Origin of the sequence: Priestia megaterium (genome assembly GCF_023824195.1) — a bacterium.
In the GTDB taxonomy this organism is placed as follows: Bacteria; Bacillota; Bacilli; order Bacillales; family Bacillaceae_H; genus Priestia; species Priestia megaterium_D.
In genome coordinates this window covers 4,863,525-4,889,808 of record NZ_CP085442.1, presented here as the reverse complement: position 1 = coordinate 4,889,808, position 26,284 = coordinate 4,863,525, and the positions used below count along the sequence as shown (strand labels likewise).

Sequence of the window (26,284 nt, the reverse complement as noted above, 5' to 3'; positions counted from 1 at the left end):
AATGATTAACGTATTATTTTTCGCTGCTATACGTGAAGAGGCTGGAGTGGAACAGGTAACAATTGATAAGAAAGATATAACAGTGAAGGAATTAAAGGAGTATGTGCAAAAAACATATAAGCTGTCCTCTCTGAATCAAACGATGACAGCAGTCAACGAAGAGTTTGTAACAGATGAAGAAACCATTGGAACGGGAGATACAGTTGCATTCATTCCGCCCGTTAGTGGAGGATAAAATAAAAAAAGGTGCTGAATACACAGCACCTTTTTTATTATCTAAATTGAGCTACTTTTTCGATTGGTAAACGTACAGATGGGTAACCGCTATTTGCTGCTTTGCCGATTGAAAGTAACATAACCGGTGCATAGCGCTCTTTGTCTAAACCAAATGCTTCGGCGATTTGATCTTTTTCATAGCCGCCGATAGCGTTTGTATCATAACCATGAGCACGTGCAGCAAGCATTAACTGCATGGATACTAAACCGCCGTCAATTAATACTGTTTCTTTATTTAATTCCTCAGAAGCAGCTGCGTAGTGCGCTTTGATTTTAGGAATTTGCATATCTCTAATTTCTTGTGGCATATAGCCTAGTTCAACAGCTTTGTCGTAAATTTCATCTAAATTTTCTTCACTTTTTAAATCGCCGAATATAGCGATAACAGCTGCTGATGTTTCTACTTGTGATTGATTAAATTTAGCAAGCGGAGCTAGTGTTTCTTTTCCTTCAGGGCTATCAATTACTAGAAAGCGCCAAGGCTGTGCATTAACAGAAGATGGAGCTAGAGTTGCTTCTGTTAAAATTTCTTTCATTTCTTCACGGCTGATTTTAACAGATGGATCGTAATAACGAATAGATCTGCGCCCTGTAATAATATCTTGGAAATCATTGTTTAGTGTTTTTGTTTGTGTCATGATGAACTCTCCTTTATGTTAAAAATGTTATGACCGTTCAATGGCCGAAATGTTTACTTTTAAACGCTCCAGCATTTTGGAAAGAAGCAGCTGTTCTTCTTCGCTGAAATCTTTAAATGCTTCATCAATAAAGCGAGCTTTTTCGTTTCGAAATGCACCGATTTTTTCATGTCCGCTTTTCGTAAGCTTTACAAATGTTACGCGGTTGTCATCAGGATTTTTACGGCGTGATACAACATCTCTTTCTTCGAGCTGCTTTAAATGCCTTGTAATTGCAGCATTGTCAATGTTTACTTGCTGTTGAAGCGCCTTTTGACTCATTTCACCTGTTTCATAAAGCTGATGTAAAATATCAAGACGTGATTGGCTAACACCGGTACAATGCTCAAACTTTTGATTAATTTGTTTATTAACTTCTTGCAGAGCATACAGAACATTTGCTTTTTCAGAACATGAATGTGACAAGAAAGTCGCTCCCTTTTTCTATGATATTTATTGATGAATTAATAGTTGATACATCAATGTTTGATATATCAACTAATATAAAATAAATAAAAGTGAAAGTCAAGAAAGTGAACGTTGTTTTTTTAAAATAATAAAAAAAAGAGGCTGGGACGTAACGAAATGAATCCCGTCCAAAGGTGAACAATATGGATATATAATCTGGACTGCCTGCTCGACCGCAGTTGATTTCCGTGCAAGGCTTCGCTTTCCGCGGGCGGCCGCTGAGCCTCCTCGTCGCTTGCGCTTCTGCGGGGTCTCACCTGTTCCGCTGTTCCCGCAGGAGTCTTCGCCTTGCCCTCCAATCAACTGCTAGAAGCAGCTACATACATGAAACCTACGTTCACCATAACCATAAAAAAATCCGAACGAGTTTGATTCTCCATCAAGAATCAAACTCGTTCGGATTTTCCTTCAACTAAACTATTTTTGTCCCAGGCTGCTTTAAGCAGAATGATTTTTTTTGCTAATTTGTTCATGCGTATAGGGAGATAGAAACGGAATACGCTTGATAATCAAATCGTGAATCCAGAATAATCGCTGAATAAGAGGAGCTGTTTTAGCTGAAACGTATATAATAAAGCATCCGATAGCTCCCGCGACCACCATGCCTCCAAGTACATCTGCTGGGTAGTGAACGCCTACGTAAATACGTGAAAGACCCGAAATGAAAGCCCATATAAAAATGACGCTTCTCCATTTGTTTTTTCGTAACGACATGATCCAAGCAGCAGAAAAGACTAAAATCGAATGATCACTCACAAAAGATGAATTAGCCGGGTGCGGAATCAGCTTATGAACGTGATGAGTCACAAACGGACGCGGGTGGTAATACACCAGGTGAATGACTTCATTGATACATAGAGAAAGTACAATTGTAAACAACATGTATAAAGCCGTATAACGGTGATAAATTGTTCTTTCTGTTTTTCCGCTAAACCAAAGCAAAAGCAAACAAGCCATTATAAAATAAGGAACGCTATTCGTGATGATAATCATTACAGAATCCATTGCGCTGGATTTACCAGCAAACGAGTTAATCCATTGAAATACTTCGTAATTAAGGTTCATTTGTTTTCTCCTTATGCAGTACTTTTCACTCTTAGTTTAGATTGACACTCTAAAAAAACAATGAATTTCACATTAAAAATCAATTAAAATCCAAAATTTAAGGGCATTTAATGATATAAAAAGGAGAGGAAGAAACTGCTTTTAGAATAGGAGATGAAACAGTTGAAAAAGGTTTTATTTTTACCTCTTCTAAAAATGCCTTCTGGTCATCATCAAGTGGCAGAGGCGTTAATGGATATATTGGAAAGAAGAACAACAAATATTTGTTATAAAAAAATAGATTTATTAAGCTATACAAACGAACTATTAGAAAAAGTGGTCACAGGCACATATTTGAAATGGATTCGTTATGCTCCAGAAACGTACAATATGGCATACAAACATCTCTTTTATGAACCGCCTGTTCATTCATTCAAATGGTATCATCACGTATTCGCAAAAAAAATGGAGCACTTAGTTAAAGAAGAAAATCCGGATTTAATTATATGCACACATGGGTTTCCTTCTTATTTGCTCAGTCAATTAAAAGCAAAAGGCAAGTGCGATGTACCTATTATAAATGTCTACACGGATTTCTTTATTAATAATTTATGGGGAAAAGAAGAGATTGATTTTCACTTTCTCCCTAGTGAAGAAGTAAAAAAAGGACTTCGTGCTCAAAGTGAAATTCCACTTCAAAATATGATGGTCACAGGAATACCGGTACATGAAGAAATAACAAAAACAAGAACATTTAAGCATCCTGGTAACCGAAATATTTTAATTGCTGGAGGCAGCAGCGGCTTAGGCAATATTATGGATTTCTACAATGATTTAAAAGATGCGCGCCATTTTCATTACTTTGTCTTATGCGGCAAAAATCAAAAGTTATATGAAGAAATCAAGGGATGGGAATTACAGCACGTTACACCAATTCCGTACATTTCATCACGCACAGAAATGAATGAACTGTATGAACGAGTGGATGCTATTGTAACAAAGCCAGGTGGTATAACGGTCAGTGAAGCTCTTCGCAAGAATTTACCGATTTTTGTTCATTCTGCTTTACCAGGTCAAGAAGAAGTGAATTTACGCTATTTAACAGAACGAAACTTAGTTCAAGAACTAAAGGCGGATCAATCGTTAGAAAGTCAGCTGCAGGCAGTGCTGCAGGATGCTGATAAAATGAGCACATTATATAACGCGATTGCTGCTTACCATAAAGAAATCGAAGCACAAACGCCTGAAGAACTTTTAGCAGTAGTCAATTGGATTTTAGGTGAAAAGCAAACGATTGGTCTTCATGCGTAAAACATTCATGTTTACAAACAATAAGGATAAGCTAAAAGACAAGTATGTTGAAAAAGTAGGGTTTAGATAAAAAAACAAACATCTTTTGAAAAAGGTGTTGTTTTTTTATCTAAAGAAGCTATTCTTTCACTTAAGACATGTGGTGAGAGGTGTATAACATGAAAGAGAAAATTTTAATTGTGGAAGATGAAGCGCAAATTGCGAAAGTGTTAAAGATTGAATTGGAATTTGAAGATTATGAAGTAGATGTTGAGTACGACGGGAAAGCGGGGTTAGAGACGGCAACATCGGCTCAATATGACCTCATTTTGCTAGACGTGATGCTTCCAAGTCTGAGCGGTATTGAGGTGTTAAGAAGACTTCGGAAAGCGGAAGTATTTACGCCAGTTATTTTATTAACTGCCAGAAATACGACGCTGGATAAGGTAATGGGCTTAGACCAAGGAGCTAATGATTATGTTACAAAACCGTTTGAAATTGAAGAACTGTTAGCACGGGTTCGCTCTTGTATTCGCTATCGTTCGCTCGTAGAAGCATCAGGAACGAAAGAAGCTGAAGCGGAGCTCTTAACGATCAGTGATTTGACCATTAATCTTGAAACAAGGGAAGTCCTAAGAAACAATGAATCCATTACGTTGACACCGAAAGAGTATGATTTAGTCGTGTATTTGCTTACGAACAAAAATAAAATTGTCACGAGAGAAGGAATTCTCACAAACGTTTGGGGTTATGAATATGAAGGAGAAACAAACGTAATTGATGTGTATATTCGCCACTTAAGAAAAAAAGTAGATGAAGGTTTTTCTACTTCTCTCATTCATACGGTGCGGGGCGTAGGATATATGATGAAAGAGGAGAAACATGAAGATCACGACGAAGATTAATTTGCTGACAACAGCATGGCTAGTGGTTATTTTATTAATCATGAACATCGTTGTTTTTTTCTCCTTTACTAAATCTACGGTGAATATGGAACAGGACATTTTATTCGAAAAAGCACGCGAGATTATTCAAAAAGGTCAACAAGATCATTCCGTGGAGCTCTCGCCAGAGTTACTAAAATTTTATTTGACCAACCATTCATTTATCCGAACAGTCTCAGAAAATTCTACGGTCATTAACCAAGTATCAAATGATCCTCATCTGGTGAAAATTAAGCCCGAATTTTCAAAGAAAAAAAAGGTGAAGCTTCGCAAAATCAGAGAAAAGCAAGTATTGGTTATTCGCATGCCTGTCAAAGTCAATAATCAAGTCGTTGAAACGCTGGAAATTGGTGAGCTCCTGACTGGTTTTGAAACCCGTAAAGATATTTTGCTATCAATTTTGATTTTTTGTTCGCTTGTGTCCATTTTACTGTCTCTTTTAGGAGGAAGATGGTTATCACGCGTCATTATGCATCCTATTAAAAATATGGTCACAACGATGAAAGAGATTGAAGAGAGCGGTGTTCCTAAAAAAGTCCTCATTCAAACGGAAACGAGAGATGAACTGCAGGGTATGACCGTTACCTTTAATCATATGATTGACCGCTTGCGAGAAAATATTGAAAAGCAAAACCAGTTTGTTTCCGATGCTTCTCATGAATTAAAAACCCCTCTAACCGTTATTCGCAGTTATTCTAATTTATTAAGAAGAAGAGGGATTAAAAATGAAGAAATTACGCTGGATGCGATCGACACCATCTATGCGGAAGCAACCAAAATGCAAAAAATGATTGAAACGCTGCTTGATCTGGCAAGTGTGGAAAAAGAACAAACGCTTGATATGAAGCAAACAGATCTTGTTCTTATTTTTGAACAAATCGTTAAGCAGCTGCAGCAGGTATACAAAAGAGAATTAGTTCTTCATTATGATCAAACGCCCATTATGATTGAAGTGGATGAACTGAAAATGAAGCAAGTGTTGATTATTTTGCTTGATAATGCAATTAAATACAGTACGGATAAAATTGAAGTGACCGTTGAAAAAGAGCAGGAAGATGTCATTATCAAAGTAAAAGACTATGGAATTGGCATTCCAAAAGAAGATCTTGCACATATTTTTGAACGCTTCTATCGAGTTGATAAAGCTAGAAGCAGAGCTACGGGAGGAACGGGGCTTGGACTATCGATTGCACAAACTATTGTCCGTCAGCACAAGGGCGAGATTTTTATTAAAAGTGAAGAAGAACAAGGCACGGAAGTTGTTATTCATCTTCCCATTTCATCTACAAACTGAGAAAGCCGCCGTTAGGCGGCTTTTGTGTGATTATATGATTTTTCTCCGACTAAAGTATGAAGGTATTTCATTACAAAGTCGTTCGAAATGCAAGAAAAAAGCGAATAAGATAAGAGTATCAACAATCAGTGGAGGTTTTAGTATGAGTTATACTCTTTTTATAAAAGCAAATGACAGATCGACAAGTGAAGCCGTAAGCGTGAAACTATATGATGCGTTTTTAGAAAGCTACAAACAATCGCATCCAGGTGAAGAAATAATAGAATTGAATCTGTTCAAAGAAGAACTTCCTTATTTAGATGCAGACATGATAAACGGTCAGTTTAAATTAGCAAGAGGATTAGAAGTGACAGCAGCGGAAAATAAAGCAGCAGAAATTGCGAATCATTACTTAGAACAATTTGTGAAAGCTGATAAAATTGTCATTGCTTTTCCGCTTTGGAATTTTACTGTGCCGGCCGTGCTTCATACGTACTTTGATTATTTAAATCAAGCAGGCAAAACGTTTAAGTATACGCCAGAAGGTCCTGTGGGATTACTAGGCGATAAAAAGGTGATGTTATTAAATGCACGAGGTGGAGTATATTCAGAAGGTCCGTCAGCCGCTGTCGAAATGGCCGTTAAATATGTCAGCAGCATACTTCAATTCTTTGGCATCACAAAGGTGAACTCTGTTATTATTGAAGGGCATAATCAATTTCCAGATCGTGCTCAACAAATTATTAAAAGCGGCCTAGAACAAGCAGTACAAGCAGCCAAAACATTTTAAATAACAGTAGTAAAAGCCAGGCTTACAAAGTCTGGCTTCTTTATATTTCTATTGTATACTTTTAAAAATATAACCGGTAAAACGAGATTAGAAATAGCTGCTCATTATGATATCAAAGTGGAGGTAAATAAAGAAGGTTTAGTAGGAAATAAATAATAAGCAAAAAAAGACGCTCTAAAAGAGCGTCTTTTTTATGCGAGCTGCTTTTGTTTAGTTTCTTTTCCTAGAAAAACAACCGAAATGACACCAATCAAAATAGCTGCACAAAAGATTGAGAACGTAACGGTTAAAGACGTACCTTGCGTTGACATATATCCAACTAACAGCGGCCCTAAAATTCCTCCAATTCGTCCAAAAGAAGCGGCCATTCCAGCTCCTGTGCCTCGGATAGATGTCGGATATTGCTCAGGTGTATACGCGTATAAAGCTCCCCAAGCGCCCAAATTGAAGAAAGACAGCAGCATACCTGCTGTTAGCAGCAGCCAAAGTGACTCCGCATTTCCAAAGATATATGCGCTGGCAGCAGTACCTAACAAATAAGTAACCAATACGAATTTTCGGCCCATGCGTTCAATAAACCAAGCAGCCGTATAGTAGCCAGGCAGTTGAGCTAATGTCATAATCAATACATATTCAAAGCTTTTAATTAAGCTAAACCCTTTAATGACCATGACGCTAGGTAACCATAAAAACATGCCATAATATGAAAATACAACGCAAAACCACAGAACCCACAGCATAATCGTAGATTGGCGATAAGGCTTAGACCACACGCTTTTTACATTGTCCGCAATCGACATTTTCTTTTCCTTTGTTGCTTTTACAAACTGAGGAGAATCCGGCAGTTTAATGCGCAAATAAATGGCATAAAACGCTGGAATAGCGGTTAGGATAAGCGCTAGCTGCCACCCGTAAGCTGGGATTACAAAGTAAGAAATAAGCGCTGCCAATAGCCAGCCAAACGCCCAAAAACTTTCTAACAAGACGACCACTTTACCGCGTTTTTCCGGCGCCACGGTCTCAGAAACAAGTGTAGAAGCAACAGGAAGCTCTCCTCCTAAACCCATTCCAATTAAAAATCGAAATACTAAAAAAGCAGCAAGTGTAGTAGTAAGAGCTGAAAGGCCGCTTGCTACTGAAAAAAGAACAAGGGTAACAATAAAAACGGTTTTTCGCCCAATTCGATCAGCCAGCAATCCAAACACCAAAGCTCCAACGGCCATTCCGATAGAATTGACGCTGCCTATCCAACTCATTTCAGTAGGGGAAAGCCCCCATTCAGCGTGAAGAGCTGCAATGATAAAAGACAAAATGCCAACATCCATCGCATCGAAGAGCCATCCTAGTCCTGCGATGCCAAGAAGCTGACGTTCTGATAATTGTTTTGTTTTCATGTCTTCCTCCTAGAAGCAAAGAATTTTGCTTTAAGTTTACACCTGTCTTGACATAATGTCACGTCTATTTTAAAGAAAAAATTCAAACGGAAAAGCTCCATACCTAATGGTATAGAGCTAGCTTTATTCTCACATTTTATCGTAAAGCATTTTTCCAGGCCATGTATAAGCCATATGACCGCCGTCTACCGTAATGCAATCACCTGTTACATATGAGATATCATCGGATGCTAAAAATAATACCGCACCTGCTACTTCTTCCGGCTTGCCTAGACGGCCCATCGGATCAACCCATTCATAAGCTTTTCCAAATTTCTTTTCAATTTCCGCTGCGAACTCTTTTACTTTTTCTTCTTCAGTTACATCGATATAGTAGGCGTATGCTTCACCTTCAGCATCTTTAATTTCTTGTGCTACTTTTTTCACACCGTCTACATTAATATCGGCACAAATAACAACCGCGCCTTCTTTTGCAAAGCGTTCAGCGGTTGCTTTTCCTATGTCAGATCTTGACCCTTTAATAACAGCAATTTTTGATTCTAGACGTCCCAATTGTATCCCTCCGAAAAAATAAGTATATAAGTATGCATGTTCATGTACCCATCCATTATTTTGATAAAAAGTTGCTAGCTTATACATATGTGAATAAAAATAAAGAGACGCAGATAAGGCAAATCCATTGTATAATGAACAGCAGTATGTCAGAAAAAATGAGGTGTTTGCATGAAAGCAATCATAAAAAGTTTTATTAATGGACTCTTAACGATTGTCCCTATTATCCTTGTTATTTATATTTTGGTAAGAGTGTTTAATTTTTTAGATAGCATTTTAGGGAACGTATTGAAGCCCTATATGAAGCAGGATTACATACCTGGTATTGGAATCTTAGCGACTCTTGTTTTAATTACGTTATTAGGGTGGTTATCTACTCGTTTTTTTACGGGGAAAATTATTAACTTAATTGACCGGTTGTTAGAAAGAATACCGCTTGTTAAAACGCTATATACCGTCATTAAAGATACGTTTCAATCTTTTCTTGGAGAGAAAAAGTCCTTTTCAAAAGTAGTTTTAGTGACGATGCCCGGCACGTCAATGAAAGTCATAGGGTTTGTGACCTCTGAAGAAGTAGAAGAGGTGATTCACTCGTTAAAAGACCATTTCGCCGTCTATGTTCCACAAACTTTTCAAGTAGCTGGTTTTACTTTTTTGATTCCAAAAGAAGAAATTGAATGGTTAGATATTAAGCCGGAAGAAGCAATGAAGTTCGTGTTATCTGGGGGAGTATCTAGTTCAAAAGCAGAAAAATAACAGAAGGCTTGTTGAAGCCTTCTGTTATTTTTGTTGGAGTAAGGCTGTTAAAAGATTAAGCGGTTCTTCCAACGATTTAAGTTCCGTTAAATTTCCAACCATGCCTTTTACAATAGCAGCGGTAGGCTTATCTTTTTTTAGCTCCGTTTGTAAAATGTGAAAGCTGTCTGCGTACTCATCAGAAATATGATCGCTGGTGTCTAGCAGATGTTTAATTTCCTCAAGAGCTTGTTTTACCTGCTCATTTTTACTTAGAAAAGTCGTTCGTTCCTTTCCGTATATATCTTCACCAAAAGAAGCGGGAATAAGGGGACGAGGTTTTCTAGCTAATAAATCTTCTACTAACACATCAACTCGGTCCATTATGTACTGTGCTACTTCTTTAAAGGTAAGCTCGAATTGATTGAAGATAATAATTTCTAAAAAGGAATGATGAATACCTTCAATCATTTTCGTTAAATCCGAGATATAAGGAGTTACGTCTTCTCCATATACGCTAACGAGGCTTTTGCGATGAAAGTAAAACGTTTCTCGTTGCATTTTATGAACAAAGGTCTCCACTTCTTTGTTAAATGGAATAGATTTTTCACGAATTTGCATGATAATAAAATCTCTGTGCTCCGTAATAAATTCATAGAAATAGATGAGCTGATTCATATAGCGGTTGCGGGCATCGTTTACTTCCTCGTCGAGAGCATAAACAGAGCTAAAGAGCTTTTCATAGTAAAAGTTTAGAATTGATAATAGAAGTGCATCCTTAGATTTGAAGTGCAGGTAAAATGCACCTTTTGAAATGTTGCATTCATCTACAATTTCTTGCACAGAGGTAGCATTAAATCCTTTTTTGGCAAAAAGCTTAATCGAAGCTTCAATTATTCTCTTTTCTTTTTCTTTCATGTATTCTACCTCCTTTATTGAACAATTTAGCCATTCATTTCGTTAGATAATAGTATCATACACTAAAAAAGATAAAGGTATATATCAAAGTTAAAACCGGGAGTCAGTTCCTTTAAAAAACGATTTATCGTAAATATGTCTTTATTATGAACATGTTAGGAGAGAGCCTGCTTAGGGTTGACACTGACCGGTTAGTCATTTATATTTTAAGTTGTTGTGACCGATCAGTCAATTTTATTAGTATACATATATTTGAAGGAGGATATGCATTGGGGAAGTTTATTAAATTTTCATTGAAAAATAAATTTGCAGTATGGCTGTTAACACTCTTTGTCATTATTGCAGGGCTGTATTCAGGGTTTAATATGAAACTAGAGACCATTCCTGATATTTCAACGCCTGTTGTAACAGTCACTGCAACTTATCCGGGAGCCACTCCGGAACAAGTGGCAGATAAGGTGAGTAAGCCGATTGAACAAAAGCTTCAGGGACTGAGCGGCGTTGAGACAGTTAGCTCATCTTCTTATGAAAATATGGCTACTATTCAAGTTGAATATAGCTTTAGTAAAGATATGGAGAAGGCAGAAGACGAAGTTAGACGAGCTCTTTCAAACGTAGATCTGCCAGATGATGTAGAGGAACCAAATGTTTCAAGACAAAGCATTAGTGATTTTCCGATTATTTCATTAAGCGTTTCAGATGATAAAAAATCATTAGAAGAATTAACGAAGTATGTAAAAAATACCGTTGTTCCACAAGTTGAAAAAGTGCAAGGGATTTCTTCGGTCAGTGTGTCAGGAGAACAAGTTGAAGAAGCAGAACTTGTATTCAAACAAGACAAGCTCAAGCAGCTGGGACTCGATGAAGATACGGTGAAAAAGCTTATCCAAGCATCTGATGCAAAAGTGCCGGCTGGTACGTATACGATGGATGGATCTCAAAAATCTGTTGTGGTAGACGGAAAGATGACAGCAGAAAAAGATTTGGAAAACTTAGAGATTCCAGCTGTTCCTAGTCAAGGAGCTGCTCAAGATCAGCAACAAGGAATGAGCCAGCAGCAGACACAAGGAGCCGTGCAGCAGGCGCCGTCCGCAGCTTCTATTCCAACTGTGAAATTAAAAGAAATTGCGGATATTAAAGTGACGGGGAAAGCAGAATCTATTTCTCGCACGAACGGAAAACCTTCAATTGCTGTACAAGTTGTCAAAGCGAAGGATGCGAACACAGTAAATGTTGTAAATGATATTAAAGAAAAAATGAATAGCCTAGAAAAGAAAAATAAAGACCTTCACGTTGACAATATTTTTGATCAAGGTAAACCGATTGAAGATTCTGTTCATACGATGCTAAATAAAGCTATTATCGGTGCGGTCTTTGCGGTTATTATTATTCTTTTATTTTTACGTGATATTCGTTCAACGATTATTGCCGTTATTTCGATTCCGCTTTCGTTATTAATCGCCATTTTAGCGCTCAAATCAATGGATATCTCTTTAAATATTATGACGCTTGGAGCGATGACTGTAGCCATCGGAAGGGTTGTAGATGATTCCATTGTCGTTATTGAAAATATTTACCGCCGCATGGCTTATCAGGAAGAAAAGCTTAAAGGAAAAGATTTAATTGTCGCGGCGACGAAAGAGATGTTTGTTCCAATTTTCTCTTCTACAATCGTAACCGTGGCCGTATTCTTACCGTTAGGTCTAGTAGAAGGACCGGTAGGAGAGCTATTCTTACCGTTTGCGTTAACCGTTGTTTTTGCACTGTTAGCATCACTGCTAGTAGCGGTAACACTCGTGCCAATGCTTGCTCATTCGTTATTTAAAACAAATGTAAAAGTAAAAGAAGAAAAACCAAGCAAACTAGCGCACGGATATAAGCGAATTTTGAACTGGACGCTAAACCATAAGCTTATTTCCTTTGGGTTAGCCGTACTACTGTTAGTAGGAAGTTTATTCTTAGTTCCTTCTATTGGCGTGAGCTTCTTATCATCCGATCAAGAAAAAACGCTGACGCTTACGTATACACCGAAAGCCGGACAGTCTCAAAGCGACGTAGAAAAAGCAGCAAATCGCGCAGAAGCGTACTTGATGAAGCGAGATGGTGTCAAAACGGTTCAGTATTCGTTCGGTGAAGGTAACTCTTTTAATCCGGGAAGCAAAAATAACGTTTTAACATTTGTGCAATATGACGAGGATACACAAAACTTTGATAAAGAGCAGGATAAAGTATTAAAAGCTCTTAATAAACAAGCGAATCAAGGTGAATGGGGCTCAATGAATACGGCGTCTAGCGGCAGCAATAATTCATTAAACGTCCTTATTTACGGAGATAGCTTAGATGAAATCAAACCTTATGCTGATAAAGTTCAGCATGTTTTAGAAAAGCATAAAGAACTGAAAAATGTCGATTCTACGCTTTCAGATACGTTTGATGAATATACGCTAGTACCGAATCAAAAGAAAGCCGCTGAACTGGGCTTGTCTGCTAGTCAAATCGGCATGCAAATTTCGAACCTTGGACAGCGTGAAGTATTAACGACTATCCAAAAAGACGGAAACGAAATTAACGTATACCTTCCAAAAGAAAAAGAGGATTTCTCTACTTTTGCCGAACTTTCAAGCACAAAAGTGACCTCTCAAACTGGACAGGAAGTTACATTAAATGAAGTTGTCGATATTAAAAAGGGTAAAACATCGAATACGGTAACTCGCCGTGATAATAAAATTTATGCAGAGGTAAGTGCCGATATTAAGAGTGACGATGTAGGCGGCGTTTCTTCTAACGTCCAAAAAGAAGTGAAGAAAATTGATTTGCCAAGTGATATGGATATTAACTTTGGCGGAGCATCAGAGCAAATTAATGACTCATTTAGTCAATTAGGAATTGCTATGCTCGCAGCCATCGGTATCGTGTACTTCGTACTAGTACTGACATTTGGTGGAGGGCTAGCACCATTTGCTATCTTATTCTCACTTCCATTTACACTCATCGGTGCACTAGTGGCGCTTTTAATCTCTGGAGAAACGATCAGCATTTCTTCGATGATTGGAGCTCTTATGCTGATTGGAATTGTGGTAACAAATGCAATTGTGCTGATTGACCGCGTGATTCATAAAGAGCAAGAGGGTCTGTCGACGCGTGAAGCGTTACTAGAAGCTGGAATGACACGTCTTCGCCCGATCTTAATGACAGCTATTGCAACGATTGGTGCACTGCTTCCATTAGCTTTTGGATTTGAAGGTGGAGGCCTTATTTCAAAAGGGCTAGGGGTTACGGTAATCGGAGGACTAACAAGTTCTACGCTGCTTACGCTCATTATCGTTCCAATTGTCTATGAGTTTTTTATGAAGTTTAAGCGCAAAAAAGTAAAAAAATAGAAGCAAAACAAATTTCCGCTTTTGAGGTGAATAGCGATGAAGTCAATTGATAAACTAATGAAACAGCTGATTCAACAAGGAATTAAAGCAAAGAAAGTAACGATTGATAAATCAAAGCGCCAGCAGTGGATGTCCATGTCATTGCCTAAAACGGCATGGCAGCATTCAAAATAAAAAAAGAGCTGACTTAGAGTCAGCTCTTTTTTTATTAACGATCTGTATCTTCAAATGATCCTTCTTGATAGGCGTCGCTTACTTGCTCATGTGTTTCTGCTAGACCTTGTGAGAGTGCATCTTGTCGGTTATAATCTTCTGTTTCGAACTGACGGTCAGCCATTTCATTTGTATCAGGCTGCTTTTTAGGCTGTTTTTTTGAATTCATTTTCACCACTCCTATTTAATAAAGTGAGACCACGGTTAGTGTGCGATGAAAGGAAATACATTATACATGCAAAAAGAGCTTCGATTGGTCGAAGCTCTTTCTTTCATATTATTATTGTTTTTTATCTAAGAAGATTTTTTCAATATCATCAAGTACGATATTAGCTGCTAACACGCCGCCTGCTGTATTCCAAGTAGCATCATCTACTTTATGAACATGGTCTTCTTGAGCTACTTTTAACTTTTTGAAAAGCGGATCGTTTATCCATTCTTTTTCAAGCTTTGTTGCTTCGCCGTCTCCCGTTTCATAAGAGAAGTAGAATAGCTGATCGCCGTCCATTGCCGGAATGCGTTCTTTTGTTGCATTCATTTCAGCAAAATCATTTTTGTCTTGAGATTCAGGGCGAGCAAAGCCAAGCTGATCTAAAATAACGCCTGAGAACGAATCTTTATGATAGATACGAACGTCTCCAGCTGTAAAGCGTACAACTGAGATTTTTTGTTTTAACTGATTACCAAGACGTTTCTTTAAATCAGCTATGCGATTGTCGTAGTCCGCTAATACTTCTTTACCTTTTTCTTCTTTATTTACAGCTTTTGCATATAGCTTAAAGTTTGACTTCCAGTCTCCGCGCAGTTCTTCAGAGAAGACAGTCGGAGCAATTTGACTCAGCTGATCGTATACTTTTTCTTGGCGCATTTTATTTCCGATAATCAAGTCAGGTTTTAAAGCTGCGATTGCTTCTAAGCTTGGCTCGCTTTCTGTACCTACACTTTTAACGCCTTTCATCTGACCTTTAATATGGTCATACCACGGATTTCCTAACCATGATTGAACAGCACCCACAGGCTTTACACCCATTGCAAGAAGAGCTTCAGTACCTTCGTTTGTTAAAACGACCACTCGTTTAGGTGTTCCTTTAATCTCTGTTTTATCCATTGCGTGTTTTACTGTATAAGTTTCGCCAGAACCTTCCGTTTTTTCTTTTTTATCGCCGTCAGCGCTGTTTGAATTACCGCAGGCTGCCAGCACAAGCAGTGTCATAATGGTAAGAATGGATAACAAATATGACAACTTGCCTTTAGAATATGTATTCACATCTCTTCCCCCTCTTAAATGATAATGATTTTCATTAACAATTAAGATAATATTCTAATTTTTAAGCGGTGTCAATTAAAAATTGAAAATGATTCTCAAAATCATTGACACTTTTTTCAATGTTTCCTAAACTAAAGGTTAGATATATATAGGAATCATCTTAGAGGAGAGCAATGAAAATGATGCTACGCAGTGTTCAAATGAAAGTAATGGGGCTCATCATTGGAATCATGCTGCTTTTAATCTGTATTGGATTAAGTATCGTACTCGGATACACAGATACAAGTATCAAGACAGCATTTGAAGCTTTTCAAGCGTTTAACGGTTCGAATGAGCACATAGTTATTCAAAATATTCGATTGCCGCGCGCTATAATCGGTGCTGTGGTAGGTATTTGTTTAGGAATTGCAGGAGCAATGATGCAGGCGTTAACGAAAAACCCACTTGCTTCACCGGATATTATTGGTGTGAACGCTGGGGCCAGCTTTTTTATTGTTGTTGCAGTGATGATTTTTTCGGTCAATTCACTTCAAGCTTTTACATGGATTGCATTTGTAGGAGCGGCATTAACCGTAGTGGTTGTCTATTTTCTTGGGTCCATCGGAAAAGAAGGATTAACGCCTATTAAATTGACGCTCGCAGGAGCGGCTATTGCAGCCTTTTTCTCTTCTTTAACACAAGGACTGCTGGCTGTGGATGAATCTTCACTTGATCAAGTTCTCTTTTGGCTGGCTGGATCTGTGCAAGGACGCAAGGTGGAAATGCTGTATGGCATACTGCCTTATATAGTACCAGCAATCATTGTCACGTTTTTTATCGCTTCAAAAATTAATATTTTAACGATTGGTGAAGATGTAGCTAAAGGATTAGGTCAAAGAACGGCTCTTGTCAAAATTATAAGCGGCATCATTATTGCCATTTTAGCTGGTGGAGCCGTTGCAGTAGCCGGTCCGATCAGCTTTGTCGGAATTATTGTTCCTCATGTTGTAAGAGCAATTGTAGGACAAGATTATCGTTGGGTATTTCCCTATAGTGCGGTTGCCGGCGGGATCTTAATTTTATTAGCCGATGTTGCGGCCAGGTATGTCATTATGCCTCAAGAAATCCCTGTTGGAGTCATGACTGCTGTTATTGGTACACCTTTCTTTATCTATATGGCAAGGAAAGGGGCAAAGGCGTCATGAAAACATACTTATCTCTTCGCTTAAAGAGAATTTCATTTTTGGTTAACATAAAAGCAGCTCTGATCATTATTGGATTTTCAGCTGCACTTGTTGCTCTCTTTTTATTGAGTGCAGGTACGGGTGACTTATTTATTAATCCACTTCGTGTGATTAAAATTTTAGCGGGTCATGGATTGGAGTTTGAACGATTAGTTGTTACATCTTTCAGACTTCCACGCATTATTGTTGCCATTTGTGCCGGTATTTGCCTAGCTATTGCAGGCGCTATCTTGCAGGGGCTTGTGAGAAATCCGCTTGCTTCACCAGACTTAATTGGATTAACAGGAGGAGCGTCAGTCGGTGTAGTGTTATTTTTGACACTATTTAGTGATAAAAGCAACTCGTTAACCGTAAGTATTAATTGGATGCCTGTTAGCGCATTTTTAGGTGCAGTGGCAGTGGCGCTTTTACTTTATGTGTTTGCCTGGAAAAATGGCGTCTCTCCTATTACACTAGTATTAATAGGAATTGGATTAACAGCGTTAACGAAAGCTATGACCACGCTGTTTATGATTATGGGTCCTATCTATCGCGCTAGTCAGGCAAATATTTGGATCACAGGAACGGTGTATGGCTCAAATTGGGCCAGTGTTTCCATACTAGTTCCTGTTACAATAGGGCTAGTTATAATCACGATTTTAATGATTCGAAATTTAAATGTTCAAGAATTAGGTGAAGAAATTGCGACTAACGTTGGAAGTCGCGTTCAAAAAAATCGTTTGGCACTATTGCTGATGAGTACAGCTTTAACAGGAAGCGCCGTTGCATTTGCCGGCGGAATTAGCTTTGTAGGATTGCTTGCTCCACATATTGCCCGAAAGCTGGTAGGTTCTTCATTCGGAGCTTTAATACCGCTATCGGCATTAATCGGAGCAATCTTAATCACAGCAGCAGATTTAATTGGCCGAACATTTTTCTTGCCAATCGAAGTGCCAGCAGGTGTATTTACAGCTGCAATTGGCGCACCGTACTTCATTTATTTACTATACAAACAAAGAAACGTATAGCATTCTTTGTAGAAGGAGCGATTCGCATGCATTCGTTAGAAACAAAATCGCTAACATTATCATATGGAGAAGCGATGATTATAGATGAGCTTGACGTTACCATCCCAAAGGGTGAGATTACGGTTTTTATCGGCAGTAATGGATGCGGAAAATCTACGCTGCTGCGTTCACTAGCAAGATTATTAAAGCCACATGCCGGCTCTATTTTACTAGAAGGCTCTAAAATTTCCTCTCTTCCGACAAAGGAAATTGCAAAGCAGCTAGCAATCCTTCCGCAAGGTCCTGTTGCACCTGAAGGGTTGACAGTGCTTCAGCTTGTTAAACAAGGGCGCTATCCGTATCAAAATTGGTTCCGTCAGTGGTCTCAAGAAGATGAAGAAAAAGTACAAAATGCACTCGAAGCAACAGGGTTAGCAGACTTGGCTGATCGTCAAGTTGATTCGCTTTCTGGAGGACAGCGTCAGCGCGCATGGATTGCTATGACATTAGCACAAGATACGGATATTATTTTACTTGATGAACCGACAACGTATTTAGATATGACGCATCAAATTGAGATCTTGGACTTGTTGTTTGAACTGAATGAAAAAGAAAATCGTACCATCGTAATGGTGCTGCATGATTTAAACTTAGCCTGCCGCTATGCTCATCATATTGTGGCGCTTCAAGATAAAAAAATCTATGCACAGGGAAGACCAGAAGAAGTCATTAACTGCGATTTAGTACAGCGAGTCTTTAATATGAACTGTGAAGTGACGGTGGATCCGTTATTTGGAACGCCTCTTTGTATTCCTCATGGGCGCGGACGATGTATTGTGAATAAGCTGCGCGTTGAAACGCAGCATGCTCAATAAGAAAGAGCAAAGCGAGTTAGCAGAAAAATTCCGCTGTACGTTTAAAGATAACTCGCTGTATAGGTTGTCTCCCTCCAGCTGCATGGACGAAAGCACGCTGAGGATGCAGCTGCTGTGGATTCAACAGACGATGGAGGCTGATAACTTGAGAGCAGCTGCTTCCATGTTAGCGAAGCGGTATAGCTTTGTTGTGGTGGCGGCTTTGTATTCATTTATTGTGTTTCAAAAAAAGATAAACGCATCGACTAAAAATGTTTCGTTGCATACAGAAGACGCTGAAACTATGTGGCTCCCAAAAGTGTTTATCTCAGAAATTGAGACGAAAGAAGTAACAGAGGACAATCGGAAAATTCTTCTTGATGAACTTCTTGATGAATTGTTTGCTCATCACATTGAGCCGATATGGTCATCGCTGCGTAAAGTGACAAAAATCTCGAAGCTGACTCTATGGGAAAACGTAGCTGTTTATATCCACTGGCTTTATGATTTGCTTTTGGCAAATGAAGAAATAGAAAATGTGCAAGTACAAAAGAATTTACGATACGTGTTGGAAGAAGCTGAGGGTCATCACTTTGGTTCATACCATCATAATCCGTTTGCTAGGTACAGTTCACTTCCTCCATATGTAGAGAAGCAAAAGCAGGAGATAAGAGGTCGGCAAACGTGCTGTTTGTCTTACCAAACAGGAGATAAAAAGACTTATTGTCGAACGTGTCCGGTTATTTGTAAACCAAAGAAAGGAGTGATTGTGCATGAGTAAAACCTTTCAAGAGCAATTCGACGGTTTGATTGAAAAGTATACGGAACTAATGGTTGGTCAAAGTGACGAACAGCTGCAGGAAAAAGTGAAAATGTGGGCACTTTACAACCATATCTCAAAATCCATGCCGCCTTTAACAAAGCATTGGAATCAATTATATCCAGAAGCAAAAGCGGAAATGGTCGAGATTGTGAAGGAAATAAAAGAGCTGAATGAAGCGCATCGAGCGTCACAGCGAAAACCAGAATAAAAACATTCATCACAAAGCTGATGGATGTTTTTTTATCAAAAAGCTCTCGGTCGCTTTTTGATTTTGTATGCATATGTTAATAAAGGGTGCCTATCTATCTAGTTTAAAAAATGGTAAAATTAATGATAATTAAATAAATTTTGTGAGGCGTATGACAAGTGAAGGCGGGGGGTTGCTTTGGAACAAACGATAAGAAACTTTTTTTTATTGTTATCAAAAAGCAAAAAGTTAACAAAGCTGGCTAAGCGCTATGGCTTACGTTTTGGAGCAGCACGTTTTGTTGCAGGGGAAACCATCGATGAAGCTGTTAGTGTGATAAAAAAGCTAAATGAACAGGGATTAAAAGTAACGATTGATTATCTTGGCGAGTTTGTGGAAAGTGAAGCTGAAGTTGATCATGCTGCAGCTCAATGCATAAAGGCCATTCACCTTATACACAAAGAAAGATTAGATTCAGAAATTTCTTTAAAATTAACGTCTATGGGACTGGATATTTCAGAGGATTTGGCACTTCATCATATGCGACGTATTCTTGAAGAAGCGGAAAAATATAGCGTATTTGTGACGATTGATATGGAGGACTATAAGCGATGCAGCAAGACGATTAAGCTATTTAAACAATTAAAAAATGAGTATGAACACGTAGGGACGGTGCTTCAAGCGTACTTATATCGAACAGAAAGTGACGTCCGTGAATTAGATGCTTATGCTCCTAAATTAAGGTTAGTGAAAGGGGCGTACAAAGAAGCAGCAGACGTGGCGTTTCCTGATAAAGAAGACGTAGATGAAAACTTCAAAAACATAATTGGACTCCACTTATTAAACGGTCACTACACAGCAGTTGCTACTCACGATGAACGAATCATTCAGTATGCAAAAGAGTTTGTTAAAAAGCATGGAATTTCAATGAATCAGTTTGAATTTCAGATGCTATACGGCATTCGATCAGAAAGGCAAGTTCAGCTCGTAGCAGAACAATATAAAATGAGAGTGTACGTTCCTTATGGAACGGACTGGTATGGGTACTTTATGAGGCGCCTTGCAGAAAGACCTGCAAATGTCGCATTTGTCTTAAAAGGAATTGTAAAAAAATAATAATGAAATGGTCGTGATGACAAAGTAAGAAATAATCAAAAATCGAACATGATTCGATTACTCATGTTCGATTTTGAGGTTAATGTCCTTGAGTGTTATGCTTTGTGTACTGTTGGTTTTGAGATGTCTTTTTGCCGCGTCCGTGCGGTTCATTGACCGGTCCAGCATTTCCTTTAACGCTTGCTGCGCTTACGCCTGCTGACGATGGATCCTTCTTTAATTTGCTCACAAAATCACCTCCTGTGTATTAAGATAACCAAACACATTAAAAATAGTTAGAGATAATATTGTGAATATATTGCGAAAATTTAAAAAATGTTTTATAGTAAAAACAGAGATTAACAGTGACTCTCTTTTTTTACGCATAAAATGAATGACCATTCATTCAATATATTAAAGGGGATGTGGGGATAATTATGAACATAAAAAAAGCCGCCGTTTTAGGTTCAGGAGTTATGGGCTCTGGAATTGCAGCTCATTTAGCAAATGTAGGAATTCCAACGCTTTTGCTAGACGTGGTTCCAACTTCATTAACAGCAGACGAGGAAAAAAAGCAGCTAACGCTTGAAGATAGGCAAGTGAGAAATCGGTTGAGTACAACTGCTCTAGCTAAATTAACGAAGCAAAAACCGGCGCCTTTAACGTCGAAGTCATCACTATCGTTAATTACTCCAGGAAATCTTGAAGATCATTTACAGCAGTTAAGCGACTGTGATTGGATTATTGAAGTAGTAGTGGAACGTCTTGATATTAAACAGCAGTTGTTTGAAAGAATTGACAGTGTACGAAAAAAAGGAAGTATTGTAAGTTCAAATACTTCAGGAATATCGATCCACGAAATGGCTAAAGGACGCTCAGAAGATTTTAAAGCGCATTTTTTAGGAACGCACTTTTTTAATCCACCGCGTTATTTAAAGTTATTAGAAATCATTCCAACTCATGACACAAAATCAGAAATTGTTGAATATGTGAAAACGTTTGGTGAAGATGTATTAGGTAAAGGAGTAGTTATTGCAAAAGATACGCCTAACTTTATCGCCAACCGTATCGGTACGTACGGTTTACTTGTGACCGTTCAAGAAATGTTAAAAGGTAATTACAGTGTGGGAGAAGTTGACTCTGTGACGGGCCCCTTAATTGGAAGACCAAAAAGCGCAACGTTTCGAACGTTAGACGTAGTGGGACTAGACACATTTATTCATGTGGCCAACAATGTATTTGACAAAGTAGAAGGCAAAGAAAAAGAAGTGTTCGATGTCCCTTTATTTATGAAACAAATGCAGGAAAATGGCTGGCTGGGAAGCAAGTCGGGGCAAGGCTTCTTTTTGAAGAAAGGAAAGGAAATTTTGGAACTTGATCCTAGTACACTTCAATACGTCGAGAGAAAGAAGTTAAAAACAGCTTCTACCGAATTAAGCAAGCAGGCAAAAGGGCTGCAAAATAAAATGAAAGCGCTTATATATTCGGGTGATCGTGCCGGCCAGCTTCTTTGGAATGTGATCAGTCCCGTTCTTGTATATGCAGCACAGTTAAAAAATGAAATCGCCGACGATATCGTGGCCATTGATCAAGCTATGAAGTGGGGATTTGGTTGGAAAATGGGTCCTTTTGAGACGTGGGATGCAATTGGTTTAGAAAAGTCAATTGAGAAGATGGAGCAGTCTGGCTTAGCAGTTCCGCAATGGGTAAAACAAATGCAGGAAAATGGATTTACAAGCTTCTATAAAGAAATGGAAGGTCAAACGCTTTACTACGAAGATGATGAGTATAAAGCAGTAAAAGAAAATAAAAAGGTGATTCACCTGTCATCTTTACGTTCTCAAAATAATGTCATTTTAGAAAACAGCGGAGCGAGTTTAATTGATTTAGGAGATGATGTGGCGTGCCTGCAGTTCACCTCTCCTAACAATGCAATCGGGCTAGACATTATTAGCTTATTAAATCAGTCTCTTGAAGAAGTGAATAAGAACTATAAAGGGCTGGTCATAGGAAATCAAGGGAAAAATTTCTGCGTTGGCGCTAACTTAGCTATGATTTTAATGGAAGCACAAGATGACAATTATTTTGAAATTGAATTTGTTATTAAACAATTTCAACAGGCAATGATGAAGGTGAAATATAATGAAAAGCCGGTTGTTGCAGCTCCATTTGCGATGACTCTCGGAGGCGGAGCAGAAATTTGCTTACCGTCAGCTAAAATCCAAGCTTCTGCTGAAACTTACATGGGCCTTGTAGAAGTAGGAGTCGGACTCATTCCTGGTGGAGGAGGTAATAAGGAGCTTTATATCAAACAGCTAAATGGTTTACCTAACGGTGTAACGCTCGATCTCCAGCAAATTGCCAATAAAACATTTGAAACAATTGCTACTGCAAAAGTATCTACTTCTGCTGCAGAAGCTAGACAGCTAAACTTTTTAAACCGCCATGATGGCATCAGCGTAAACGGAGATCACTTGCTGAATGATGCGAAGAACTCAATCCTTGCTTTACATGACACGGGCTATAAACCACCTGTAAGAACTAAGATTCCTGTGGTTGGAGAAACAGGATATGCAACGTTGCTGCTAGGAGCCCAATCCATGAAGTATTCAGGATATATATCAGAACATGATTATAAAATTGCTAGTAAGTTAGCATTTGTGTTAGCCGGAGGACGTGTAGCGTTTGGTTCGGAAGTTGATGAAGAGTATTTACTGGACTTAGAGAGAGAAGCATTTTTAAGCCTTGTTGGAGAAGCGAAGTCTCAAGAACGTATGCAGCACATGTTAGTTAAAGGAAAACCACTGCGTAATTAAGGGGGAGAAAAAATGAGAGAAGCAGTTATTGTAGCAGGTGCTAGGACACCGGTTGGAAAAGCAAAAAAAGGTTCACTGGCAAGTGTTAGACCTGATGATTTGGGGGCCATTGCGGTTAAAGAAACTCTTCGCCGAGCAGGAGGATACGAAGGACCAATTGATGATTTAATTATTGGTTGTGCGATGCCTGAAGCAGAACAAGGTTTGAATATGGCTCGAAATATTGGCGCTCTTGCGGGTTTGCCTTATACGGTGCCAGCAATAACGATTAATCGTTATTGTTCATCAGGTTTGCAAAGTATTGCCTATGGTGCAGAACGAATTATGCTAGGGCAAGCCAAAGCAGTGTTAGCTGGAGGAGCAGAATCAATGAGTTTTGTTCCGATGTTTGGAAACGTAGCGCGTCCGAATGTTCAGCTGGTTGAAAATGCGCCGGAGTATTATATGGGCATGGGACATACAGCAGAACAAGTGGCCATGAAATACGGCATTTCACGTGAAGACCAGGACGCGTTTGCTGTACGCAGCCATCAAAAAGCAGCAAAAGCACTTCAAGAAGGGAAGTTTAACGACGAAATTGTTCCGGTGGAAGTGACGCTTCGAAAAGTGGATGAAAACAATAAGCTCCGTGAACAAAAGCTGATGTTCTCTCAAGATGAAGGAGTTCGTCCTGGCACAACTGCGGATGTATTAGGGAAACTTCGTCCAGCTTTTTCGGTTAAAGGATCCGTAACAGCTGGAAACTCTTCGCAGACAAGTGACGGAGCTGCATCCGTTTTTCTAATGGATAAAGAACAAGCTGAAGCAGAAGGGTTAAAGCCTTTGCTTAAGTTTCGCTCATTTGCAGTTGGAGGAGTTCCGCCTGAAGTAATGGGGATTGGCCCGGTAGCTGCCATCCCTAAAGCTCTTAAACTAGCAGGGCTGGAGCTTTCTGATATCGGATTGTTTGAATTAAATGAAGCATTTGCTTCTCAAGCACTTGGCGTTATTCGTGAATTAAATATTAATGAAGATAAAGTAAATGTAAACGGAGGCGCTATTGCCTTAGGTCATCCATTAGGCTGTACCGGAGCTAAGCTGACTCTTAGCTTAATGCACGAAATGAAGCGTCGAAATGAGCAGTTTGGAATTGTCACGATGTGTATTGGCGGAGGAATGGGAGCTGCTGGTGTATTTGAATTGTTAGCATAATCATTTCAAAGGGGGATATGAACATGTCAAATAGAACAAAACAAATGATTAAAGGTGGAAGCTTTTTAATTGAAGAAGGCGATGCAAGCCGTGTCTACACGCCGGAGGATTATACATCTGAACAAAAGATGATTGCCAAAACGACAGATGAATTTGTAGAAAATGAAGTCCTTCCACAAGTGGAATATTTAGAAAAGCATGAGTTTGACCGTTCTGTCAAGTTATTAAAACAAGCTGGTGAATTAGGGTTACTTGGTGCAGATGTACCGGAAGAATACGGCGGACTCGGTTTGGATAAAATTACCTCCGCTTTAATTGCTGAAAAAATGTCTCGAGCAGGCGGGTTTTCCATCACTCATGGTGCTCACGTAGGAATTGGGTCATTGCCAATCGTCTTATTTGGAACAGAAGAGCAAAAACAAGCATATTTACCTGCTTTAGCAGTTGGGGAAAAAATAGCCGCATATGCGTTAACAGAACCTGGTTCTGGTTCCGATGCCCTCGGTGCTCGCACAACAGCTCGCCTTAACGCCGAAGGCACACACTATGTGTTAAATGGAGAAAAGCAGTGGATTACGAATGCCGGATTTGCTGATGTGTTCGTGGTGTATGCGAAAATCGACGGCGATAAATTTTCTGCTTTTATCGTTGAACGCCAATTCCCAGGCGTTTCGGTTGGACCGGAAGAAAAGAAGATGGGAATCAAGAGTTCATCAACAAGAACGTTGATTCTTGAAGATGCGCTTGTTCCAAAAGAAAACGTGTTAGGTGAAATTGGAAAAGGCCATGTGATTGCGTTTAACATTTTAAATATTGGGCGCTATAAGCTTGGAGTTGGAGCAGTTGGAGCAGGTAAACGTGCGTTAGAAATTACGTCTCAATATGTTAACCAGCGTCAGCAGTTTAAAACGCCCATTGCTAAATTTTCATTAACCCAAGAAAAGTTAGCAACAATGGCTTCTAAATTGTACGCAACTGAAAGCTCCGTCTATCGTACGGTAGGACTTTTTGAAGACCATATGGGCCAGCTTTCAGAAGAACAGCAAAAAGACGGAAAACAAATTGCCGCTTCCATTGCTGAATATGCCATTGAATGCTCATTAAACAAAGTGTTTGCCACGGAATCTCTTGACTACATCGTAGATGAAGGGGTGCAGCTTCACGGAGGCTATGGTTTTATGAGCGAGTATGAAATTGAGCGCCTGTATCGTGATTCTCGCATTAACCGTATTTTTGAAGGAACAAATGAAATTAATCGACTCTTAGTACCAGGCACATATTTACGCAAAGCGCTAAAAGGAGAGCTTCCGCTGCTTCAAAAAGCACAAACGCTTCAAGAAGAATTGATGATGCTTATGCCGCAGGAAGTAGGAAATGAGCCGTTAGATCAAGAAAAAATGCTTGTGCAAAATGGGAAGAAAATTGCGCTCTTGCTTTTAGGTCTAGCTGCACAGAAGTATGGTAAAGAATTAGAGAAAGAACAAGAAATTCTCGTTAATATTTCCGATATGATTAGTAACGTATATGCAATGGAATCCACTGTTTTACGTACTGAAAAAGCAATTTCCAAAACAGGTGCAGATCAAAACAGCTTGAAAGTAAAATATACGCAAGTATTTTGCCAAGAAGCATTTAATCGAATTGAAGCAGATGCAAAAGAAACGTTAATTGGCGTTGAACAAGGTGATACGCTTAGAGTCATGCTTTCGTCTCTTCGCAAGTTAACGCGCTATACACCAATCAATGTGATTAGCGTAAAGCGCGAGATTGCAAAAACGCTTTTAGAAGTAGAGAAGTTTACAGTTTAAGGGAAAAGGAGCTCGCTTCGCGAGCTTCTTTTTGTTTAAGAAGCCTCTATCTAGGTAAATGATAAAGGATGTGTTAAAAT

27 protein-coding genes are annotated in these 26,284 nt (G+C 38.9%); 17 read left to right on the top strand and 10 right to left on the bottom strand.

Annotated elements, in window-relative coordinates; all coding sequences use genetic code 11:
• Window position 1 precedes the first annotated feature (1 nt).
• Complete coding sequence (moaD, locus tag LIS78_RS25455; protein ID WP_195781631.1) at window positions 2-235, top strand: molybdopterin converting factor subunit 1; 234 nt, start codon at window positions 2-4, stop codon at window positions 233-235.
• 37 nt (window positions 236-272) lie between these two features.
• Here moaD and LIS78_RS25450 read toward each other — a convergent pair whose 3' ends face one another.
• From LIS78_RS25450 to LIS78_RS25435, 4 genes are all read right to left on the bottom strand, one after another.
• Complete coding sequence (locus LIS78_RS25450) at window positions 273-914, bottom strand: nitroreductase family protein (RefSeq protein WP_252284493.1); 642 nt, start codon at window positions 912-914, stop codon at window positions 273-275.
• 27 nt (window positions 915-941) lie between these two features.
• On the bottom strand, window positions 942-1,379 hold the full coding sequence (locus LIS78_RS25445) for a MarR family winged helix-turn-helix transcriptional regulator (protein ID WP_013085370.1): 438 nt from the start codon (window positions 1,377-1,379) through the stop codon (window positions 942-944).
• 99 nt (window positions 1,380-1,478) lie between these two features.
• The gene (locus tag LIS78_RS25440) at window positions 1,479-1,724 is read right to left on the bottom strand and encodes a hypothetical protein (protein WP_252284492.1); all 246 of its coding nucleotides are present in this window, start codon (window positions 1,722-1,724) and stop codon (window positions 1,479-1,481) included.
• 135 nt (window positions 1,725-1,859) lie between these two features.
• Window positions 1,860-2,486: an undecaprenyl-diphosphatase gene (locus tag LIS78_RS25435; protein WP_252284491.1), complete on the bottom strand. Its 627-nt coding sequence runs from the start codon at window positions 2,484-2,486 to the stop codon at window positions 1,860-1,862.
• Between the two features lie 162 nt (window positions 2,487-2,648).
• Between LIS78_RS25435 and LIS78_RS25430 the strand changes: the two genes are divergently transcribed.
• The 4 genes from LIS78_RS25430 to LIS78_RS25415 all read left to right on the top strand — a co-directional run bounded on the left by LIS78_RS25430 (window position 2,649) and on the right by LIS78_RS25415 (window position 6,762).
• Window positions 2,649-3,776: an MGDG synthase family glycosyltransferase gene (locus LIS78_RS25430; protein WP_013059677.1), complete on the top strand. Its 1,128-nt coding sequence runs from the start codon at window positions 2,649-2,651 to the stop codon at window positions 3,774-3,776.
• Between the two features lie 158 nt (window positions 3,777-3,934).
• Window positions 3,935-4,660: a response regulator transcription factor gene (locus LIS78_RS25425; protein WP_013059676.1), complete on the top strand. Its 726-nt coding sequence runs from the start codon at window positions 3,935-3,937 to the stop codon at window positions 4,658-4,660.
• Entirely contained in the window at window positions 4,638-5,993 is a 1,356-nt protein-coding gene (locus tag LIS78_RS25420; RefSeq protein WP_013059675.1) for a sensor histidine kinase, read from the top strand. Before LIS78_RS25425 ends, LIS78_RS25420 begins: the two co-directional genes overlap by 23 nt.
• Window positions 5,994-6,135: 142 nt before the next feature.
• Window positions 6,136-6,762: an FMN-dependent NADH-azoreductase gene (locus LIS78_RS25415; RefSeq protein WP_013059674.1), complete on the top strand. Its 627-nt coding sequence runs from the start codon at window positions 6,136-6,138 to the stop codon at window positions 6,760-6,762.
• Between the two features lie 191 nt (window positions 6,763-6,953).
• On the opposite strand, the gene LIS78_RS25410 is transcribed toward LIS78_RS25415, so the two are convergent.
• Together LIS78_RS25410 and LIS78_RS25405 are read right to left on the bottom strand one after the other, a co-directional pair.
• Window positions 6,954-8,156, bottom strand: coding sequence for an MFS transporter (locus tag LIS78_RS25410; RefSeq protein ID WP_013059673.1), 1,203 nt, complete (start codon window positions 8,154-8,156; stop codon window positions 6,954-6,956).
• A 129-nt stretch (window positions 8,157-8,285) separates the two neighbouring features.
• A complete protein-coding gene (locus tag LIS78_RS25405) occupies window positions 8,286-8,708 on the bottom strand; it encodes an SDR family oxidoreductase (RefSeq protein WP_013059672.1) in 423 nt (140 codons plus the stop codon).
• Between the two features lie 171 nt (window positions 8,709-8,879).
• Here LIS78_RS25405 and LIS78_RS25400 point away from each other — a divergent pair, with 171 nt between their 5' ends.
• Window positions 8,880-9,464 carry a DUF502 domain-containing protein gene (locus tag LIS78_RS25400; protein ID WP_013059671.1) on the top strand — a complete coding sequence of 195 codons (585 nt, stop codon included), beginning with the start codon at window positions 8,880-8,882 and terminating at the stop codon, window positions 9,462-9,464.
• 24 nt (window positions 9,465-9,488) lie between these two features.
• Here the strand turns inward: LIS78_RS25400 and LIS78_RS25395 are convergent, their stop codons facing one another.
• The gene (locus tag LIS78_RS25395; protein WP_252284490.1) at window positions 9,489-10,361 is read right to left on the bottom strand and encodes a TetR/AcrR family transcriptional regulator; all 873 of its coding nucleotides are present in this window, start codon (window positions 10,359-10,361) and stop codon (window positions 9,489-9,491) included.
• A gap of 269 nt (window positions 10,362-10,630) precedes the next feature.
• Between LIS78_RS25395 and LIS78_RS25390 the strand changes: the two genes are divergently transcribed.
• Together LIS78_RS25390 and LIS78_RS25385 are read left to right on the top strand one after the other, a co-directional pair.
• Complete coding sequence (locus LIS78_RS25390) at window positions 10,631-13,741, top strand: efflux RND transporter permease subunit (RefSeq protein WP_013059669.1); 3,111 nt, start codon at window positions 10,631-10,633, stop codon at window positions 13,739-13,741.
• A gap of 36 nt (window positions 13,742-13,777) precedes the next feature.
• On the top strand, window positions 13,778-13,915 hold the full coding sequence (locus LIS78_RS25385; RefSeq protein ID WP_014457868.1) for a hypothetical protein: 138 nt from the start codon (window positions 13,778-13,780) through the stop codon (window positions 13,913-13,915).
• A 34-nt stretch (window positions 13,916-13,949) separates the two neighbouring features.
• On the opposite strand, the gene LIS78_RS25380 is transcribed toward LIS78_RS25385, so the two are convergent.
• The gene (locus LIS78_RS25380; RefSeq protein WP_013085357.1) at window positions 13,950-14,123 is read right to left on the bottom strand and encodes a YozQ family protein; all 174 of its coding nucleotides are present in this window, start codon (window positions 14,121-14,123) and stop codon (window positions 13,950-13,952) included.
• A gap of 111 nt (window positions 14,124-14,234) precedes the next feature.
• Window positions 14,235-15,221, bottom strand: coding sequence for an ABC transporter substrate-binding protein (locus tag LIS78_RS25375; protein WP_013059667.1), 987 nt, complete (start codon window positions 15,219-15,221; stop codon window positions 14,235-14,237).
• A 179-nt stretch (window positions 15,222-15,400) separates the two neighbouring features.
• On the opposite strand from LIS78_RS25375, the gene LIS78_RS25370 reads away from it, so the two are divergent.
• From LIS78_RS25370 to LIS78_RS25345, 6 genes are all read left to right on the top strand, one after another.
• Entirely contained in the window at window positions 15,401-16,405 is a 1,005-nt protein-coding gene (locus LIS78_RS25370; protein WP_013059666.1) for a FecCD family ABC transporter permease, read from the top strand.
• Complete coding sequence (locus LIS78_RS25365; protein ID WP_013059665.1) at window positions 16,402-17,451, top strand: FecCD family ABC transporter permease; 1,050 nt, start codon at window positions 16,402-16,404, stop codon at window positions 17,449-17,451. The genes LIS78_RS25370 and LIS78_RS25365 overlap by 4 nt, the downstream gene beginning before the upstream one ends.
• A 26-nt stretch (window positions 17,452-17,477) precedes the next feature.
• Entirely contained in the window at window positions 17,478-18,305 is an 828-nt protein-coding gene (locus LIS78_RS25360) for an ABC transporter ATP-binding protein (protein ID WP_013059664.1), read from the top strand.
• On the top strand, window positions 18,295-19,065 hold the full coding sequence (locus LIS78_RS25355; protein WP_013059663.1) for an IucA/IucC family C-terminal-domain containing protein: 771 nt from the start codon (window positions 18,295-18,297) through the stop codon (window positions 19,063-19,065). The genes LIS78_RS25360 and LIS78_RS25355 overlap by 11 nt, the downstream gene beginning before the upstream one ends.
• The gene (locus tag LIS78_RS25350; RefSeq protein WP_013059662.1) at window positions 19,058-19,315 is read left to right on the top strand and encodes a YusU family protein; all 258 of its coding nucleotides are present in this window, start codon (window positions 19,058-19,060) and stop codon (window positions 19,313-19,315) included. Before LIS78_RS25355 ends, LIS78_RS25350 begins: the two co-directional genes overlap by 8 nt.
• 177 nt (window positions 19,316-19,492) lie before the next feature.
• On the top strand, window positions 19,493-20,410 hold the full coding sequence (locus LIS78_RS25345; protein WP_013059661.1) for a proline dehydrogenase family protein: 918 nt from the start codon (window positions 19,493-19,495) through the stop codon (window positions 20,408-20,410).
• Window positions 20,411-20,489: 79 nt separating this feature from the next.
• On the opposite strand, the gene LIS78_RS25340 is transcribed toward LIS78_RS25345, so the two are convergent.
• On the bottom strand, window positions 20,490-20,639 hold the full coding sequence (locus LIS78_RS25340; RefSeq protein ID WP_013059660.1) for a YuzL family protein: 150 nt from the start codon (window positions 20,637-20,639) through the stop codon (window positions 20,490-20,492).
• Between the two features lie 184 nt (window positions 20,640-20,823).
• Here LIS78_RS25340 and LIS78_RS25335 point away from each other — a divergent pair, with 184 nt between their 5' ends.
• The 3 genes from LIS78_RS25335 to LIS78_RS25325 are packed head-to-tail and all read left to right on the top strand — an operon-like array spanning window position 20,824 to window position 26,204.
• Window positions 20,824-23,205 carry a 3-hydroxyacyl-CoA dehydrogenase/enoyl-CoA hydratase family protein gene (locus tag LIS78_RS25335; RefSeq protein WP_180896375.1) on the top strand — a complete coding sequence of 794 codons (2,382 nt, stop codon included), beginning with the start codon at window positions 20,824-20,826 and terminating at the stop codon, window positions 23,203-23,205.
• 12 nt (window positions 23,206-23,217) lie between these two features.
• The gene (locus LIS78_RS25330) at window positions 23,218-24,396 is read left to right on the top strand and encodes an acetyl-CoA C-acetyltransferase (protein ID WP_013059658.1); all 1,179 of its coding nucleotides are present in this window, start codon (window positions 23,218-23,220) and stop codon (window positions 24,394-24,396) included.
• A 23-nt stretch (window positions 24,397-24,419) separates the two neighbouring features.
• Window positions 24,420-26,204, top strand: a complete 1,785-nt coding sequence (locus LIS78_RS25325) for an acyl-CoA dehydrogenase FadE (RefSeq protein WP_013059657.1) — start codon at window positions 24,420-24,422, stop codon at window positions 26,202-26,204.
• Window positions 26,205-26,284 lie beyond the last annotated feature (80 nt).